Here is a 17,481-nt window from a genome sequence, read left to right as displayed (position 1 = left end):
GCGTACCTGGACAAGCTGCTGCGGGTCCTTGGTCAGGCCGACGATCAGCGTGTCCTTCAACTGAAAGAGCGCATCGGGCAGCGGAATGCCGGGGACGACCGGGACGTTGGCCGCCCGGATCCCGCGGTTGGCGAGATAGATGCAGGTCGGCGTCTTGGAGGTGCGCGAGACGCCCAGGACGATCAGGTCGGCGTCGCGCAGGCGTTCGGTCTGCTGACCGTCGTCGTTGGATAGCGCGAAGTTCACTGCCTCGATCCGCTCGAAATACTCGGCGTCCAGGGCGTGTTGCAGGCCGGGCCGGCCCCGGATCGTGACGCCGAAGTAGGCGGCCAGTGTGTGGATCACCGGGTCCAGGACAGGGATGCAGGGCACGCCCAGCTCGCGGCAGCCCTCGACCAGCCGGGCGCGCAGGGAATCGTTGATGATGGTCATGATCACCGGGCCCGGGTGCTGGCGAATGCCTTCGACCACGCGCTCCATCTGGCTGGGCGTGCGCACCAGGCTCCAGACGTGCTCGCGCGGCTCCACCCCTTCGAACTGCACCAGGCAGGCGCGAGCGACGGAATTGAGCGTCTCGCCGGTGGCATCGGACACCAGATGCAGATGGGGCGCCGTGGTCTGGGTCTTCTCGCCTTCCAAGAACAAGATGATGCAAGAAGGCAGACGTCCCAAGATCAGCATCCTGGACTTTGACGTATCCAATAATTCCCTGGGCAGAGCGTACATTCTGGCCCAGGCTCTTTCGGCAAAGTACGACGTAGAGATATGCGGACCCGCGAAGAACGGCAAAATCTGGGAACCCCTTGCCAGCGGTGAGTTCAAGGTCACGGTATTGCCGGGCGGTTCGCTGCCTGTCCTCCTTTTCCGTCTGCCGAGGATATTGAAAGCGATAGACGGAGACATCGTCTACGCGGTCAAGCCCAGGTTTACGAGCTTCGGTTATGCACTTTTGAAGAAGCTTTTTTCGCGCACCCCGGTGGTTCTGGACATAGACGACTGGGAGTTGGGCTTTTATTACAAAGACAAAGTGGTGAACCGCCTCACGCGACTGCTTCACGTCACCAACCCCAACGGATTCTGCTCGACCCTGCTCATGCACAAGCTCATACGCCTGGCCGATGCCCGTACCACCGTATCGTCGTTTCTTCAAAAAAAGTACGGTGGGATGCTCATACCGCATGCCAAGGACACCGAGGCCATGGACCCCGGTAAACACGCGCCTGCCGGGGAACTGGCCGGACTTGCGGGGAAGAAGAAAGTGATGTTCCTCGGGACGCCCAGAAAGCCCAAAGGGGTGGACGACGCCCTGGAGGCGGTGCTCGGGGTGGACGACCCTTCGGTGGTCATGGTGATAGTGGGCGGCAAACCCGGGGGCAAATACGAACGAAGGCTCCAGGAAAAGGCAAGGGACAGGCTTCATATCATCGGGCAGATACCGATGCACAAGGTGCCCGAATATTTGAAAGCGGCTGACGTGGTCGTGGTGCCCCAAAAACGAAACACGGCTACCCGGGGGCAACTGCCTTCGAAACTTCTGGATGCCATGGCCATGGCCCGACCCATAGTCTCCACTGCCGTGGCGGACATTCCGCAAATACTGGACGGCTGCGCCCTGGTGGTCGAGCCCGAGCGTCCGGAGGAAATGTCCGGGGCAATAAAACGTCTCCTTGAGCAACCCGCGGAGGCGGCCCGGTTGGGGAATATGGCGAGGCAAAGGTGCAAGGAACGATACAGCATGGCAGTGGTCCGGGCGCGGCTCGAGAGGATAATGGGGCACGTTGCCGAGGGGCGTCCGGTGCCCGATGAGCCCTGAAACGGCAAGGGACGCGCGCTCCCCTTCTCCCGTCGCGGAAGAAGACTTGCCACCACCGGCGGCCAAGCGTGTACAATAGAGAATATCTGGGGCACCGGACCATGAAGAGGCTCTCGGCAATCATATGCGCCCTTCTTCTCTTCGGGCTTGTGGCCTGCTCCGAAAGCCCCGCCTCCCTTTATGACAATGCCCGGTTCGAGGAGCTCCAGAACAACCGCGAGCACGCCCTCCGGCTTTACAGGGAGCTCCTGCGGGAGCACCCCGAGAGCCCTTACGCGGCAAAGGCCAGAGAGAGGCTCGAAGAGCTGGGCGTGGAAAGTGAGAGGAAATGACGGGCAACCAGGCCCCCCCTGCCCGGGTCGAGGGGCGTCGCGACCGCCGGGCCGTTTTCTTTGACAGGGACGGCACCCTCTGCGAGGACGCGGATTACCTGAGCAGGTGGGAAGACTTTAAAGTACTTCCTGACATTGCATCTCTCAAGCTATTGAGAGATAAGCATTTTAAACTTATCGGCATTACGAACCAGTCAGGAATAGCCAGGGGCATAATCAAAGAGGAGTTCGTCAGGGAAGTCAACAGATATTTTATTGACGCACACGGATTCGAAGATTTTTACTACTGCCCCCACCATCAGGACGAACACTGCGCCTGCCGTAAGCCCGAGCCAGGCATGCTCCTGAGGGCCGGGGTGGAGCACGGGGTTGACCTCACGCGTTCCTACGTGGTGGGCGATAAGGAAGCGGACATGCTGCTTGCAAAGGCGGTGGGGGCCAAGGGCGTGCTGGTGCTTACGGGAAAGCAGAGCGGCTCCCCGAACGCGGCTTTTGTTGCACGAGGTCTTGCCGAAGCGGTAAAGTATATTCTCAGTGATATATAACAAGGAGTTTTTGTCGTGAGAGAGACTATCCTGAATCAGGCGTACAATTCCGTCGTCGCCTTTGTAAGGGCAAAGCACGTCGAGGAAATAGACGAGGCATACGACTATTTCTGGGAGGAGGAGGACCCGGCGGATTTCCTCGGCGGCAGACCGCTGGAGCTGGGTTTCATGAATTTCGAGGACTGGCTCGTATGCGACTATCGCCCCGGGGAGGCAAAGGGCTTTATCGACAGGTTTATCGAGGATTCAAGGCCCGATAAAGAGATGGCCGCGGTCCTAGAGGGGCTTCGGACGGGCAGCGTGTTTGCCACGCGTCTTATCGATGTGGAGGGCGAGAAGGCCATGGGCAGGTGCGTCTATCCCTTCGCCGACAGAAAGGCCCTCGTGCTCGACTCTCTGGAGGGCCAGTTCCGGCGGTATCAAAAGCATAAGAACCCCGGAAGCTCCATGGCCGACTTTCTGGCTGACGAAACATACGCGTTTAACACCATATGGGTAAGCTGCCTCAACCTCTAACCGCCATCCCAGGGAGAATGAGGTGTTTCGGATATCGATGCCCGCGCGAGTGTTGAATTTAAATCCGGCTTTCAACCGTCCGCTTCAAATCCCGTTCCTCAGCCCGTGGTCCCCATGGACGTAAGCAAAACGGGGGCGATTCACGCGGCGAAAAATCGTCTCATCAAAAAGGACGGCGCGTGAACGAAGCCGTTGCCGATACGCACAACCGCGTATTCAGCGCAAGAGCGAAAAGAATCGAACAGGTTCTGGTCGTGACGCTCGGCGCGTTCGCCCTCTCGGCGTTTTTCTCGCAGACGGGCATCAATTCCTTTGGATTGCTAAGTCTCCTCCTGCTTCTCATCCTGAAAATGCACACGAGGTTCACCCGGAAGGATTATCTGCCGAGGCCGCTGGTCATATGGACGATTATCATGCTTGTAAACATGGCGATAAGCGCGGTCATAGTATCGGACAACCGGCTCCGGGGGCTCGTCGAGCTGAAAAGGCAATGGGCCATCTTTCTTGGCGGACTTCTGGTAATCAGCCCTTTGAGCGACCAGAGCAGGAAAAAGATAATCTACGTTTTTATTGCAGGCGCGGTGCTGGCGGGCATCATGGGAGTTTTCCAGCACTTTGGCATCCTGTTGAAGCACGTTGACCGGTCCCACGCTTTTGCCCATCCCATCCATTACGCCGAAACCCTTTCCTTTTCCGGGGCCATTGCCCTCATGCTGTTGCTGATTCCGAACGACGTATTGCCCAGGAACAGGAAAGTGACTTTTCTGCTCCTGCTGACCGTACTGGCGTCTTTTACGGGTGTACTTTTTTCCTTGACCAGGGGGGTCTGGATATCGCTTGCAGCGGCGTGCCCGCTTATTCTCTTCCTCTACCGCCCTCGTAAGGCATTGATATTTACCCTCTCGGCCCTGGCCGTGCTTCTTGTCATTTTTGTCCAGAGCAAGGAGCTCCGGACCAGAGCGACTTCGATTTATACCTCTCTTTACACGGAAGGTCCATACGGAAGCACCGGAAGCCGATTCGTGCTCTGGAAGGCCTCCCTGCTGATGTTCGAAGGCTCGCCGCTCGTGGGCGAGGGGGTCGGGGATTTCGATGACGACGTAAACAAGCTTATCGCCCAGAAGGAAATCGCCCCTATCTCCGTGACCTGCCATGCCCATAACATCTTTTTTCAGGCATTGGCCACGCAGGGGCTGGTAGGGCTCGTCATTCTCTGCGTGGTCCTGGCGCAGTTGTTCAGATGGGGGATGAAAATGCTCAAGGCCGGTCGCCCGATAAACGGATATCTGATCCTCCTTGTCACCCTCTTGACCGTCCTGGAAGGATTAACGGAATATAACCTGGGTGTCAGCAAATTTCTGGCGGTATTCATGTTCAGCCTGGGCCTGTTTGGCGGCTACGGTGTCGCAACCCCGGAAAACCCCATACGTACAGAGATACGGAGAGGTTAACAGTCGCTCGGGCGTAAACGGCTGGCAACCCTGGCGCCGACGTCAAGGTATAATACGGAAGAAATCTCGAGGGCATCGCTCCTTTGAATAGCCCGGGCTCCTATAAGAACATACTGGTAAGGGGGGTCAACCGTATAGGGGATACGGTTTTTTCCCTGCCCGCCGTAAAAGCCCTCAAGCAGGCCTTCCCCGGCGCGCGGCTCACGGTGCTCACGAAACCCCTGCCGGCAAGCCTTTTCAAGAACAACCCCTGTGTGGACGAGGTACTGATTTTCGATAGCCGGGACGCCCATGCGGGCATCGGGGGAAGGCTCCGGCTCGCCCGGGAATTACGCGGGAAAGGATTCGACCTTGCGGTGGTTTTCCACAACTGTTTCGATGCGGCGCTTGCTCCCTTTCTCGCGGGCATCCCGGAACGAATCGGATACAGGAAGGAACTTCGCGGGCCTCTCCTTACCCGCAAACTGCCCTTCCCGCAAAGCGCAGTGCATCAGGTGGACCACTACCTCGCCCTTACGGCCGTGTGCGGAGCGGCTACCGAGGACCGGATGCCGGAACTCTTTATCACCTCTGAAGAGAAGGAAGACGCATTGCGCTTCGTTTCTCAAAACAACGTCCGAAGGCCCCTTATCGGCTTTATCCCCGGGGCCGTGGCCCTCACCCGCCGATGGTCTCCGGAACGCTTCGCCCACCTGGGCGACCGGCTGGCGGCGGCCACCGGGGGGAGCGTGCTCATCCTCGGCGGCCCGGACGAAAAAGAGATATCCAAGGCAATCAGGCAGCGGATGAGGGCACGGCCTTTCGATATGACCGGCACGATAAGCCTCCGGGGGCTTATGGCCCTCCTGGGTCTCTGCGACCTGGTCGTCTCCAACGATACAGGCCCCATGCATCTGGCCTGGGCCCTCGGGCGGCCGGTGGTCACCTTTGTGGGAGCGGCCGACATCCGGGAGATCCGCCCCCTGAGCCCCCGGGTCCGCATCATACGCAAGGACCTCCCGTGCAGCCCCTGTATCAGGGAGGTTTGCCCCGAAGGGCATACGCGCTGCCTGGACCTCATTACCGTGGACGAGGCCTTCGAGACGGCCATGGAAGCACTGAAGGAGACATGGAACCCCGAAACATCCTCATTATCAAGCTGAGCGCCATCGGCGACGTGGTGATGGCAACACCGGTCATCAGGGTGCTCAGGAACGCTTACCCCGGAGCCCGCCTCACCTGGCTTGTGGAGGAGGCCTCAAGCGGCCTCCTTTGCACCAACCCCCTTCTTGACGAGGTGATGGTCTGGCCCAAGGAGGCGTGGAAGGGCCTTTTTCGCGCACGGAGCTACATGGCCGTCCTCAGGGAGGCGCGTCTTTTCACCGGCGCCCTGCGCTCCCGCCGCTTCGACCTTGTGCTGGACCTCCAGGGTTTCCTTAAAAGCGGGCTCATCGCCATGCTTTCGGGCGCGCCAGAGCGCGTAGGGCTCGCCTCCAGGGAGGGCAGCCGGCTTCTCATGAGAAAGGTCGTCCCCTGGGACAGGAGCGAAAGACGCATCGGGGCCCAGTATCATCAGTTCGTCCGGGGGCTGGGGCTTGACCCCGGCGACTTCCGAATGGACATCGCCCTTGGCGAGAAGGAGGAAGTCTTCGTCCGGGATTTCCGGCGGGCCCGGGGCCTTTCGGGCCCCTATGCTGCCCTCTGTCCTTTCTCCTCCAAGCCTCAGAAGGAATGGCCCGGAGAGCGGTGGCCGCGCCTGGCCATGCTCCTGGCCGAGAGGTACGGCATGCACTCCCTCATCCTGGGGGGGAGCGCGGACAGGGAGAAGGCCCTCCGCATCGAGGAACGGTCCAGAGGAAACGCCTTCTGCGTTGCCGGGGAGGCCACCCTCAAGGAGTCGGCCGCCCTTGCCAAGCACGCGTCCCTGCTCGTGGGTGGCGACACCGCCCTCACCCACATGGGAATCGCCTTCCAGGTTCCCACGGTAGCCGTCTTCGGGTCCACCTTTCCCTACGACGACACCGGCCTTGCGGGGACGGCCATTATCTATAAAGGGTTCGGATGCTCCCCCTGCAAGCGTCATCCCGTCTGCGCGGGGGACTTCCCCTGCCTTTCCGCCATTGGGGTCGAGGAGGTCCTGGGAGCGGCCTCCCGGCTCCTGGAGGCCGCATGAAAGTCCTTCACGTGGAGACCGGAAAGAACCTGTTCGGTGGAGCCCTCCAGGTGCTTTACCTCCTTCGGGGGCTCAAGGAGCGCGGGGTCTCAAACATCCTGGTCTGCACGAGGGGCAGCGCCCTGGCGGACCAGGCCAGGGGACTGGCCGACCAGGTCCATCCCCTGCCCATGGCGGGCGACCTGGACCTTCGTTTCATCTGGCGGCTCCGGAGAATCATCGTGTCCGCAGCTCCCGATATCGTCCATCTGCACAGCCGCCGGGGCGCGGACGTCCTGGGAGGGCTCGCAGCCGCCTTCACCGGTTCCAGAACTATCCTTTCCCGCCGGGTGGACAACCCCGAGCCGCGCCCCCTGGTTCACCTGAAGTACCGGCTCTATGACAGGGTCATAACCATATCGGAGGGCATCCGGAAAGTGCTCGTCGAGGAAGGGTTGGACCCATCGCGCATACGGTGCGTGCCGAGCGCGGTGGACCTGGAGAAGTACCGGCCCGGCTGCGAGGGGGAATGGTTCAGGAGAGAGTTCTCCCTCGGAGAGGAGAATCGCACCGTGGGGATGGCGGCCCAGTTCATCAAGAGGAAAGGCCACGAATACCTCCTCGAGGCCGTCCCGCGGGTCCTCCAGTCCTTTCCGGCCGCACGCTTCCTGCTTTTCGGGAAGGGGCCTCTCGAGGCGGTGATGAAGGGCGTCTGCCGGACCCTCCGCATCGAGCACGCCGTCCTCTTCCCGGGCTTTCGAACCGACCTGCACCGCATCCTCCCCTGCCTGGACGTGGTGGCACACCCGGCTCAGATGGAGGGGCTTGGCGTCTCGCTTCTTCAGGCTGCCGCCTCGGGGGTGCCCATCATAGCCACCCGCGTCGGGGGCATCCCCGAAATCATCCGGGACGGCATGAACGGCCGCCTCGTCGAGCCCGGCAGCAGCCGGGCCCTGGCTGAGGCCCTGGTTCGGCTCCTGGGCTCTGCCGAGACGCGGAGGGCCATGGGAGCGGCGGGCAGACGTATTGCCGAGGAGGAGTTCTCCACCGCCGCCATGGTGGAGGGCAACCTGCGTGTTTACGGAGAGCTGCTCCAGGGGGCATAGGGGTGCTGAAACCTTGTGGTTCGCGGGTCCCTGCCCGAGGATAGAAAGCCCCGAACCTGTTCATTTATACTACGTTGCATCATGAAGATATCCGCCGTAACGATTACTCTTAACGAAGAAAAGAACATAGAACGCTGCCTGAGGAGCGTGCAGTGGGCGGACGAGATGGTGGTCGTGGATGCCGAAAGCACGGACCGCACCGCTGAACTCGCCCGGGACCTCGGGGCAAGGGTAATCGTCAGGCCCTGGCCGGGTTCCACCGGCAAACAGTTCCAGTACGCGATTGCGCAGGCGAAGAACCCGTGGGTTTTCATCATAGACGCCGACGAAGAGGCCTCGCCGGAGCTGGGCAGGGAGATACGGGAAAAAACAAAAGACCCCGGCGAGTCCATAGCCTTCCGCATACCCCGGATAAATTATGCCCTGGGCAGATGGTTCGACAAGGGAAGCTGGAAGGAAAGCGTCGTCAGGGTCTTCCGTCCCGAGCACGTTCATTACAGGGGACAGTTTCATCAGAAAAAGGACATCAATGGCAAGGTCGGCAGGATGGCCTCTCCCCTCAAACACTATATGGCCATGGACATGGTCAAGTGGCTGATACGGAGCATGAGGCTTGCACGCATAGAGGGCGAAGTCCTGTACGCCGACGGCAGGAGGTTCAGCGGACTGAAAGTGCTATCCGGTTTCGGCAAGTTTGTAATGCGTTTTCTTTTCAAACCCGGCTTCGTTTACGGCTGGGCCGGCTTTTTCGTAAGCTTCCAGAGGTTCCTTTACGTCATGGCCCAGCAGATATCCATCCTTGAGCTGCAGCTCGGCGTGAGAGAGCCCGACCGGGACAGCGAAAGGACGTTCAGATGACCCCTTTCGCTTTTTCGTTTTTCTAATCTCCTTGTTTCTGATATAATTTTTTCCATGGAACTCTCTGAAAATGCTCTGAAAACCCTCCAGGCCCGGTATCTCATCAAGAACGAGAAGGGCGAGGTCACGGAAACACCCGACGAGATGTTCTGGCGGGTGGCCCGGGCCGTCGCCTCCTCCGAGGCCCTCAACGACGGGGACACCGAGGAGTGGGCGCGAAAGTTCCACGGCCTCATGAGTTCCCTGTGCTTTCTGCCCAACTCCCCCACCCTCATGAACGCCGGCAAGAGGCTCGGGCAGCTCGCGGCATGTTTCGTCCTGCCCGTGGAGGATTCCATGGAGAGCATCTTCGGCACACTGAGGAACGCCGCCATGATTCTTCAGAGCGGCGGGGGAACGGGGTTCAGCTTCTCGCACCTCCGCCCCCGGCACGACGTGGTCCGCTCCACGGGCGGCATTGCCAGCGGCCCGGTCTCCTTCATGAAGATCTACAACACCGCCACCGACGTCATCAAGCAGGGAGGCGCCCGCAGGGGCGCCAACATGGGCATTCTCAGAGTGGACCACCCCGATATCATGGACTTCATCACCCTGAAGCGCGACGAGCACGAGCTGACGAACTTCAACATCTCCGTGGCCGCCACCGACGCCTTCATCGAGGCCGTCAAGAAAGACGAGGAGTACGGCCTTGTCAATCCCCGCTCCGGAAGGACGGAGAAGCGGGTGCGGGCCCGGGAGGTCTTCGACGAGCTCGTCAAGAGCGCCTGGATGACCGGCGACCCCGGAATGGTCTTCCTCGACAGAATCAACGAGGCCAACCCGACCCCGCAGGTGGGCAGGATAGAGAGCACGAACCCCTGCGGGGAGCAGCCCCTCCTGCCCAACGAGGCCTGCGTCCTGGGCTCCATCGACCTCTCCAAGTGCGTCCAGAAGGGCGACATCCAGTGGGACGCCCTGCGGGATGCCGTCCGCACCGGCGTGCGTTTCCTCGACGATGCCATCGACGCCAACAGGTATCCCATCGCCGAAATCGAGGCCATGCACAAGGGCAACAGGAAGATCGGCCTGGGCGTGATGGGCTGGGCCGACATGCTCGTTCTTCTGGGCATGCGCTACGACAGCCCTCCGGCCTTCGAGCTTGCCGAGGAGGTCATGAAGTTCATCAAGGAGGTCTCCCACGGCGCCTCCTCCGAGCTGGCCGAGACCCGCGGCGTCTTCCCGAACTTCACGGGCTCCGTCTATGACCGGCCCGACGGCCCGAAGATGCGCAACGCCACCGTCACCACCATAGCCCCCACCGGCACCCTGTCGACCATAGCGGACTGCTCGAGCAGCATCGAGCCCCTCTTCGCCATCGCCTACAAGCGCTACGTCCTGGACACCGTCCTTTACGAGGCGAACAAGCATTTTTTCCGCATTGCCAGGGAGCGGGGCTTCTACTCCGAGAGCCTCAAGAAAAAGGTGGCCGAGGCCGAGACCCTCGGAGAAGTCCCCGGGGTGCCAGAGGACGTCAGGGAAATCTTCGTCACGGCGCACGAGATTTCCCCGGAAGACCACATCCGCATGCAGGCGGCCTTCCAGAAATACACCGACAACGCCGTGAGCAAGACAGTCAACGTTCCCGGGGATGCCACCGTCGAGGACGTCAAGCGGGCCTATCTGCTGGCCTACGACCTGGGGTGCAAAGGAATAACCGTCTTCCGCTACGGCACCGAGAAGCGGGGAACCCTCATCCGCATGATGGATACGGACTGAGCATGCTCCTCGGGGTCAATATCGACCACGTCGCCACCTTGAGGGAGGCCCGCAAGGGCCTGGAGCCGGACCCCCTGCACGCCGCGCCCCTGGCCATGCTGGGCGGGGCCGACGGCATCACGGTGCACCTGAGGGAGGACCGGCGGCACATCTCGGACCGGGACCTCCGCCTTTTGCGGGAGACCGTGCCCCTGGAGCTCAACCTCGAAATGGCGGCCACGGAGGAGATGGCCAAGATCGCCTCCGGCACAAAACCCGACCTCTGCACCCTGGTGCCGGAGAAGCGCCAGGAGCTGACCACCGAAGGAGGCCTGGACGTCCTCCGCAACGCCGGGAAGGTGACCGAGACCGTCCGCAGGCTCCACGGCGCCGGCATACCCGTGAGCCTCTTTATCAATCCCGAGAGGGCCGACATAGACGCCTCCCTAGCCTCCGGCGCCGACATGGTGGAAATACACACCGGCCTTTACGCGGGCGCCCGCGGAACCGAGCGGGACGAGAAGCTCTTTCAGGTCCTCTCCTCCCTCCGCTATGCCCGGGCCCTCGGCCTCCAGGCCAATGCGGGCCACGGCCTCACCTACGCCAACGTCGTCCCCCTGGCCCGCTCCGGGCAGCTACGCGCCCTGTACATCGGCCACAGCATTATCTCCCGGGCGGTCCTCGTAGGCCTCGAGCGGGCCGTCCGGGAGATGAAGGAGCTCATATCACGATGATACACGGAGTGGGCGTGGACATCATCGAGGTCGACAGGATCAGGCGGTCGGTGGCCGACCTGGGCGAGAAGTTTCTTGAGCGGGTCTTCACCGAGGACGAGTTGGAGCACTGCCGGCGCCACCGCGACCCCCACCCCCATTACGCCGGACGCTTCGCGGCAAAAGAGGCCCTGGTGAAGGCTCTCTCCACCGAAGCGCCCATCTCCCTCAGGGACGTCGAGGTCACCAACGACCCGAAGGGCAAACCCGTCTTCAAGGTGAGCAAGAAGCTCCAGATACTCTTCGATGAAAAGGGCATCGTCCGCACCCACCTCTCCCTCTCCCACGAGCGCACCTACGCCGTGGCCACCGTGGTCCTCGAAAAACTGGCCTGAGCAGGACCAGTCCTGCGGGACCAGTCCCCTTTCCCTCCCAGGAGACCAGTCTCCTTTCTCGGGGAACCAGTCTCCTTTCCCAGAGTCGCCAACCGGCCCGAATGCATGAGCCGCCTTACTTAAAGTTTTTGTTCATATTGTAGGTATTACTAGCTGATTTATCGTCACTTTTGTATGCCATGCTTCCCATTTGGCCTCCGCCCTGCTACAATTTATTCAGGATTCTGAAAGGAGACTCTATGAGCTACTATTTCAGCGCCATCGTGGAGGTGCCTTTCGAGGAAGCGGTCAACCGGGCAAGCGAGGAGCTGAAGAAGGAAGGGTTCGGCATCATGACGGAAATCGACGTGCGGAAGGTTCTCAAGGAGAAACTGGGCGTGGACTTCCGGCCGTACCGCATCCTGGGCGCCTGTAACCCCCGGTTAGCCTATGAGGCCCTTCAGATGGAGGAAAACATCGGCACCATGCTTCCCTGCAACGTCGTGGTCCAGGAGCACTCCGGAGGCAGGGTGGAGATATCGGCCATCGACCCGGTGGCTTCCATGCAGGCCGTGACCAACCGGAGGCTTCTCGATGTGGCCCATGAGGTCCGCAAGCTGCTCATGAAGGTCATAGACAGCGTGCAGTCCTGAGATTTCCCTTTTCCCTTCCTGTTACCATAAGGGATGCGGACCCTTGTCGTCGGTCTTCTTCTGTGGTCTTTTCTCGCCGTGCCCGCTTTCGCAACGGGGACTCCGACCGGTGCACAAGCGCAGGTATCCCGCCTCATCGAAGGATGGAGCGCCGGCCTGTTCGTTCTTAAAGACGCCCCTCCCCTTCACCGTGCCGAAGAGGTGGCGGCCTTTTATCGCACCAGGGGCTTCGCCCCGGCCTGGACGGACGCACAGGGCCCCCTGCCGGCCGCGGGCCGGCTTCTTGCCTCTCTGAAGGCCTCGCCCAGCCACGGCCTTGCTCCGCGCTTCTACCACCTGAAGGCCCTCCAGGACGCCCTCTCTGTCCCGGGCGCCTTTGAGCCGGACAGCCTGGCCGCCCTGGACATCCTTCTTACCGACGCCTTCATAACATATGCCGGGGACCTCCGAGACGGTCACGCTCCACCCGAAGGGACAAACGAGCACAGGGAGGCGTCCGACGCTCCGCTTCTTGAGCGGGCCCTGGCCTCCGGGTCGATGGGCAAGGCACTGGAGTCCCTTGCTCCGTGGGACTTCCGCTACCAGGGCATGAGGAAAGCCCTGGCCCGGTACAGGGCCATCGCCCGGGAGGGCGGCTGGCCGCGGGTTCCCCCGGGGCTTGAACCGGGAGCGCGGGGGCCCGGCGTCTCGGCTCTGAAGAAACGCCTCGCCCTCACTGATGGTTTCCCGTTGTCCGCGGACGGCGGCGACCTCTTCGACGACGCCCTGGTCCGGGCCCTCAAGGGCTTTCAGCGCCGCCACGGCCTTCCCCCCAGGGGTCTGCTTGACGAGGCCACCCTTCAAGCCCTCAACGTCCCCATGGAAGACAGAATCCTTCAGATAGCCGTCTCCCTCGAGCGCCTCCGCTGGCTGCTGCCCCGCCTAGGGCCGCGCTACGTCCTTGTAAACATTCCCGACTTCACCCTCACCTTGGTCGAGGACAACCGGAAGGTGGCCACGATGCGCGTGGTCACCGGAAAGCTCTATGCCCAGACGCCGGTCCTGAACGCCCGGATAACCGAACTCGTCCTGAACCCCTCGTGGTTCGTCCCCCGGAGCATCGCCCTGGAGGAAATCCTTCCCAAAGTGAGAGAAAACCCCTGGTATCTCAAGGTCTTCGACATGAAAGTCCTGCAAGGCCCGCTCAAGGAGGCACGGGTCGTCGACCCCTGGAAGGTGGACTGGGAGAGCGTGACCGAGAAGAACTTCCCCTACACGCTGGTGCAGGGGCCCGGCCCCACCAACCCCCTGGGCAGGGTCAAGTTCATCCTCCCCAACCCCTACGGGGTATATATGCATGACACGCCCTCGGGGGAGCTTTTCCAGGAGCGCGTGCGTACCTTCAGCCACAGTTGCATCCGGCTGGAGAAGCCCCTCGTCCTGGCTCGGCACCTTCTCGGAGGTTCCAACGGCTGGGGCAAAGTGCGGTTGCAGGAGGCCATAGCCCGGGGCGAGCAGAGGACGCTCCGGATAAAGCATCCTCTGGATGTTTACATAGTCTATCTCACCGCCTGGGTAGAGGAGGACGGAACCCTTCACTTCCGGGACGACATCTACTCCCTGGATGCCCCCCTCGCCCGGGCCCTGGGTCTGCGTTAGAAGGTCTTTATCCCGACCTCGATAAACATGGTGTCGCCCTGCATCTCGAAGGGGATGACCTTCGATATGGTGCCCGAGGGATGGTATATCTGCTGGGAGCCGATGACCACGGTGGGGATTCCGGCATCGAACCGCATGTCCAGTCCGGCCAGGATATTGCGGAGGTTTCCGCTTATCATGTTCGTTATCTCTCCCACCAGGTCTCCCATGTGAAAGACGGTCACCTGGGCCCGCTCATCGGGGAACATGTTGTGGTAGATGCGGGTGATGGCCTCCTTGCTGAAGCTCACGGTAATGGAGATTTTCATCTCCCCGGTCAGGCCCACGTTGCCGCTGACGTACCCCACCAGGGTGTTCTTGTCCGACGGGACTATCTCCCCCGGCAGGGCATCCACGAAGGCAATGGTTTTCAGGACGTGCTTGGTCGTGTCCCTCAATGTTGCGTATATGGAATCGATGTCTATCATTCGGCGTCCAAAACGTCTGCATTATATTACGCCCTGCCGGTCGATACAAATGAGCGGGCTCACAAAAATCCATGAGCCCTCCGCGTACAAGGCTCTTGCGCACGGCCTTGACAAGCTCCGCCTTTCACTATAGCATCATTAATAAGAAAGGAGGTGAGGGGATGAATCTCGAATTAAGCAAGGACGAGCTGGAAGTCCTCAAACGTGTCCTCAAAGTGTACATGTCCGACCTGCGGGAGGAGATTTATAAGACGGAAAGCCATGTTTTCAAGCCACCTTTGAAGGGAGAAGAGGACATAGTGAAAAACCTCCAAGCGAAGCTCGAAACGCAAGGCTGACAGACCCGGGCTTCCCCCCTGCCGGGGGAAGCCCTTTCTCTCCTTGTGGGTCTTCTCCCTTGGCCTGCCCTTCGAGCAAAGTAAGTCATTGATAGTACGGCCTTTTACAGGCTCCCTCTTCGGCTCCCAAACAGGTCGGACATGCCTCCAGGGCAGCGCCTTGGTCGGCAATCCGGTCCAGAACGGCATCCAGGAAGGCCTGTGGATTCCCTGGTCAAGCCGGGGGATGGCGGAGTTTTCCCGCCCCCTGAGTGCTTGCAGGGGGACCCCGCCGCACGGCACTACGGATAGGTGAGCTGTAGACGCTGAATTGCCCGGGCACTGAGGGAGCCCGGCTCCGTCTCGATGACCACGGCCGAGAACAGCACAGCCCCCCTGGCCACCTCGAATCGAACGGGCATGCCCGTGAGGAAGCGCTCCAGAATCTGCTCCTTCTCGACCCCGATAACGGACTCGATGGGCCCGGTCATGCCCACGTCCGTCACGTAGGCGGTCCCCCCGGGAAGAATCTTCTCGTCAGCCGTCTGCACGTGGGTGTGGGTGCCCACCACCGCCGTCACCCGCCCGTCCAGGTAATAGCCCATGGCTATCTTCTCCGAGGTGGCCTCCGCGTGGAAATCCACGATGATTGCCGAGAGGCCCTCGGGCAGCGCCTCCAGGGCGGCATCGAGCCCCCTGAAGGGACAGTCCAGGTTGGGCATGAAGACCCTGCCCTCGGCGTTCAGGACGGCCACCTTCTCGGAGCCCGCCGCGTGCAGGCATACGCCGCTTCCGGGCGCGCGGGGAGGGTAGTTGAGGGGCCGGATGATGCGGGGCTCCCGGTCCAGGTACTGGAGGGCTTCCTTCTTGTCCCAGACGTGGTTTCCGGTGGTGATAACGTCCGCCATTTTGAGGAGCTCATCCCCCACGCTCGCGGTCAGGCCGAACCCCCCGGCGGCGTTCTCGCCGTTGACCATCACCATATCGAGCTTGTAGCGCTCGCGGAGCCTGGGCAGAAGGGCCTTCATGGCCACCCTGCCGGGCTTGCCCACCACGTCGCCCACGAAAAGGACCCTCATGGCCGCCCCGGGAGAAGGGAGTTACTTGGCGAACTCCACAAAGCGGGACTCCCTGATGACGGTCACTTTTATCTGCCCGGGGTAGGTCATCTCCTGCTCTATCTGCTTGGACAGCTCCCTGGCGATGGTCCAGGCGCTCTCGTCGGCCACGCTCTCGGGCTTGACGATGAGCCTCAGCTCCCGCCCGGCCTGGATGGCATAGCACTTCTCCACGCCCTCGTAGGACATGGCCATCTTCTCCAACTTCTCCAGGCGCTTGATGTAGTTCTCTATGCTCTCCCGCCTCACGCCGGGGCGCGCCGCCGAAAGGGCGTCGGCCGCCGCCACCAGGGCCGCCTCCACGCTTGCGGCCTCCCCGTCGCCGTGATGCACCTCGATGGCGTTTACAACGGCATCCTTCTCGCCGTACCTCTTGGCCAACCGTCCGCCTATCTCATGGTGGGAGCCTTCTATTTCGTGGTCCACGGCCTTACCGATGTCATGCAGGAGCCCGGCCCGCTTGGCGAATTTCTCGTCAACCCCCAGCTCGGCCGCCAGCATCCCCGCCAGGTAGGCTACTTCCCTTGAGTGCTGAAGGACGTTCTGCCCATAAGAGAACCTGTACCTGAGCCTCCCGAGGAGCTTTATGAGCTCGGGGTGAATCCCCGAGAGTCCCAGGTCGAAGGCGGCCCTCTCCCCCTCCTCCAGAATGGCGGTCTCCACCTCCTTGCGGGCCTTATCCACCACTTCCTCTATCCGCGCGGGGTGAATGCGCCCGTCGGAGACGAGCTTCTGGAGGGAAATGCGGGCGACCTCGCGCCTGACCGGGTCGAAGGCCGAGAGGGTCACGACCTCGGGGGTGTCGTCCACAATGAGGTCCACCCCGGTGGCCGCCTCCAGGGCCCTGATGTTCCGCCCCTCCCTGCCGATTATGCGGCCCTTGAGCTCGTCGCTGGGCAGGCTCACCGTGGAGACCGAGGAGTCGGCCACGTGCTCGCTGGCATAGCGTTGGATGCAGACGCTGATGATTTCCTTTGCCTTCTTCTCGGCCGCCTCCCGTGACTCTTCCTCTATCCTCTTGGCCAGCTTGGCAGCCTCGAAGCGGGCCTCCTCCTCCACCCGCCTGAAAAGCTCCTGGCGCGCCTCCTCCTTGCCCAGGCCGGAAAGCCTCTCAAGGACGGCCGCCTGCTCCTGCACGAGCCGGCTGTACCGTCCCTCTTTCTCCTGAAGGCTTTTTTCCCTGAGGTCGTACTCCTTCTCGCGCTTGGCGAGCTCGCCGTCCTTCCTCTCCGTCTGTTCGAGCTTCTTCTCCAGGGCCTCTTCCCTGTTCCTCAGCCGCTTCTCGAGCTGGGCGAGCTCGTTGCGCCGCTCCCTGAGGTCCGTCTCCGCCTCGGACTTCGCCTGGTAGACGATGTCCTTGGCCTCGATGGTGGCCTCCTTCCTGATGGCTTCGGCCGACCGCTCGGCGTCCTTGACGATGCCCTCTTTGCGCTTCTCCAGGTCGCCCCACTTCGCCTTCAGGTAGAAAGAATACGCCACGACCAGAATGGCCCCGAACAGAAGTCCGAAGCCGATGGCGAACACGAAATATTTCGCCTCCATTGGGCTGTCCCTCCTGCAAAGAACGTCTAAGGGCGGACAGGGACAGGGCGGGAACTAGACGATAGTGCCCGGGAAAGGGTATATGGCGGGTTTACAGAACAAGCCGGAGAGCGCCGTTGGGCCTCTCCGCCGCAACTATATGCATATGTCTCGCGATGATACGGCCATTGAAC

The 17,481-nt window shown here is 61.5% G+C and carries 19 protein-coding genes; 15 read left to right on the top strand and 4 right to left on the bottom strand.

Annotated elements, in window-relative coordinates; all coding sequences use genetic code 11:
• Positions 1–639, bottom strand: a 639-nt coding sequence (locus tag P8Y39_03660) for a kinase/pyrophosphorylase (GenBank protein ID MEJ2191432.1), incomplete at its 3' end; no start/stop codon positions are given.
• Between P8Y39_03660 and P8Y39_03655 the strand changes: the two genes are divergently transcribed.
• From P8Y39_03655 to P8Y39_03590, 14 genes are all read left to right on the top strand, one after another.
• A complete protein-coding gene (locus P8Y39_03655) occupies positions 614–1,813 on the top strand; it encodes a glycosyltransferase (protein MEJ2191431.1) in 1,200 nt (399 codons plus the stop codon). The genes P8Y39_03660 and P8Y39_03655 overlap by 26 nt on opposite strands.
• A gap of 68 nt (positions 1,814–1,881) precedes the next feature.
• On the top strand, positions 1,882–2,145 hold the full coding sequence (locus P8Y39_03650; GenBank protein MEJ2191430.1) for a hypothetical protein: 264 nt from the start codon (positions 1,882–1,884) through the stop codon (positions 2,143–2,145).
• A complete protein-coding gene (locus P8Y39_03645; GenBank protein ID MEJ2191429.1) occupies positions 2,142–2,690 on the top strand; it encodes an HAD family hydrolase in 549 nt (182 codons plus the stop codon). Before P8Y39_03650 ends, P8Y39_03645 begins: the two co-directional genes overlap by 4 nt.
• 15 nt (positions 2,691–2,705) lie before the next feature.
• Complete coding sequence (locus P8Y39_03640) at positions 2,706–3,206, top strand: hypothetical protein (protein MEJ2191428.1); 501 nt, start codon at positions 2,706–2,708, stop codon at positions 3,204–3,206.
• 179 nt (positions 3,207–3,385) lie between these two features.
• Entirely contained in the window at positions 3,386–4,657 is a 1,272-nt protein-coding gene (locus tag P8Y39_03635) for an O-antigen ligase family protein (GenBank protein ID MEJ2191427.1), read from the top strand.
• Between the two features lie 83 nt (positions 4,658–4,740).
• Complete coding sequence (gene waaF / locus P8Y39_03630; protein MEJ2191426.1) at positions 4,741–5,799, top strand: lipopolysaccharide heptosyltransferase II; 1,059 nt, start codon at positions 4,741–4,743, stop codon at positions 5,797–5,799.
• A complete protein-coding gene (locus P8Y39_03625; GenBank protein ID MEJ2191425.1) occupies positions 5,766–6,809 on the top strand; it encodes a glycosyltransferase family 9 protein in 1,044 nt (347 codons plus the stop codon). Before waaF ends, P8Y39_03625 begins: the two co-directional genes overlap by 34 nt.
• Positions 6,806–7,894 carry a glycosyltransferase gene (locus P8Y39_03620; protein MEJ2191424.1) on the top strand — a complete coding sequence of 363 codons (1,089 nt, stop codon included), beginning with the start codon at positions 6,806–6,808 and terminating at the stop codon, positions 7,892–7,894. Before P8Y39_03625 ends, P8Y39_03620 begins: the two co-directional genes overlap by 4 nt.
• Before the next feature lie 81 nt (positions 7,895–7,975).
• The gene (locus tag P8Y39_03615; GenBank protein MEJ2191423.1) at positions 7,976–8,752 is read left to right on the top strand and encodes a glycosyltransferase family 2 protein; all 777 of its coding nucleotides are present in this window, start codon (positions 7,976–7,978) and stop codon (positions 8,750–8,752) included.
• A 54-nt stretch (positions 8,753–8,806) separates the two neighbouring features.
• Positions 8,807–10,507: an adenosylcobalamin-dependent ribonucleoside-diphosphate reductase gene (locus P8Y39_03610; GenBank protein MEJ2191422.1), complete on the top strand. Its 1,701-nt coding sequence runs from the start codon at positions 8,807–8,809 to the stop codon at positions 10,505–10,507.
• Between the two features lie 2 nt (positions 10,508–10,509).
• Positions 10,510–11,220: a pyridoxine 5'-phosphate synthase gene (locus tag P8Y39_03605; GenBank protein ID MEJ2191421.1), complete on the top strand. Its 711-nt coding sequence runs from the start codon at positions 10,510–10,512 to the stop codon at positions 11,218–11,220.
• Positions 11,217–11,594, top strand: a complete 378-nt coding sequence (gene acpS, locus P8Y39_03600) for a holo-ACP synthase (protein MEJ2191420.1) — start codon at positions 11,217–11,219, stop codon at positions 11,592–11,594. The genes P8Y39_03605 and acpS overlap by 4 nt, the downstream gene beginning before the upstream one ends.
• 239 nt (positions 11,595–11,833) lie before the next feature.
• The gene (locus P8Y39_03595) at positions 11,834–12,226 is read left to right on the top strand and encodes a DUF302 domain-containing protein (GenBank protein MEJ2191419.1); all 393 of its coding nucleotides are present in this window, start codon (positions 11,834–11,836) and stop codon (positions 12,224–12,226) included.
• Between the two features lie 33 nt (positions 12,227–12,259).
• Positions 12,260–13,864 carry a L,D-transpeptidase family protein gene (locus tag P8Y39_03590; GenBank protein ID MEJ2191418.1) on the top strand — a complete coding sequence of 535 codons (1,605 nt, stop codon included), beginning with the start codon at positions 12,260–12,262 and terminating at the stop codon, positions 13,862–13,864.
• Here P8Y39_03590 and P8Y39_03585 read toward each other — a convergent pair.
• Positions 13,861–14,331, bottom strand: a complete 471-nt coding sequence (locus P8Y39_03585; GenBank protein MEJ2191417.1) for a chemotaxis protein CheX — start codon at positions 14,329–14,331, stop codon at positions 13,861–13,863. The two genes, P8Y39_03590 and P8Y39_03585, sit on opposite strands and share 4 nt — an antisense overlap.
• 161 nt (positions 14,332–14,492) lie before the next feature.
• Between P8Y39_03585 and P8Y39_03580 the strand changes: the two genes are divergently transcribed.
• Positions 14,493–14,669 carry a hypothetical protein gene (locus P8Y39_03580; GenBank protein ID MEJ2191416.1) on the top strand — a complete coding sequence of 59 codons (177 nt, stop codon included), beginning with the start codon at positions 14,493–14,495 and terminating at the stop codon, positions 14,667–14,669.
• Positions 14,670–14,950: 281 nt separating this feature from the next.
• Here the strand turns inward: P8Y39_03580 and P8Y39_03575 are convergent, their stop codons facing one another.
• Positions 14,951–15,727, bottom strand: a complete 777-nt coding sequence (locus P8Y39_03575; GenBank protein ID MEJ2191415.1) for a TIGR00282 family metallophosphoesterase — start codon at positions 15,725–15,727, stop codon at positions 14,951–14,953.
• A gap of 21 nt (positions 15,728–15,748) precedes the next feature.
• Positions 15,749–17,308 carry a ribonuclease Y gene (gene rny, locus P8Y39_03570; GenBank protein MEJ2191414.1) on the bottom strand — a complete coding sequence of 520 codons (1,560 nt, stop codon included), beginning with the start codon at positions 17,306–17,308 and terminating at the stop codon, positions 15,749–15,751.
• Between the last annotated feature and the right edge of the window lie 173 nt (positions 17,309–17,481).

Source organism: Nitrospirota bacterium, assembly GCA_037386965.1.
Classification (GTDB): domain Bacteria; phylum Nitrospirota; class Thermodesulfovibrionia; order Thermodesulfovibrionales; family JdFR-86; genus JARRLN01.
This window is presented reverse-complemented; position numbering and strand designations above follow the sequence as displayed.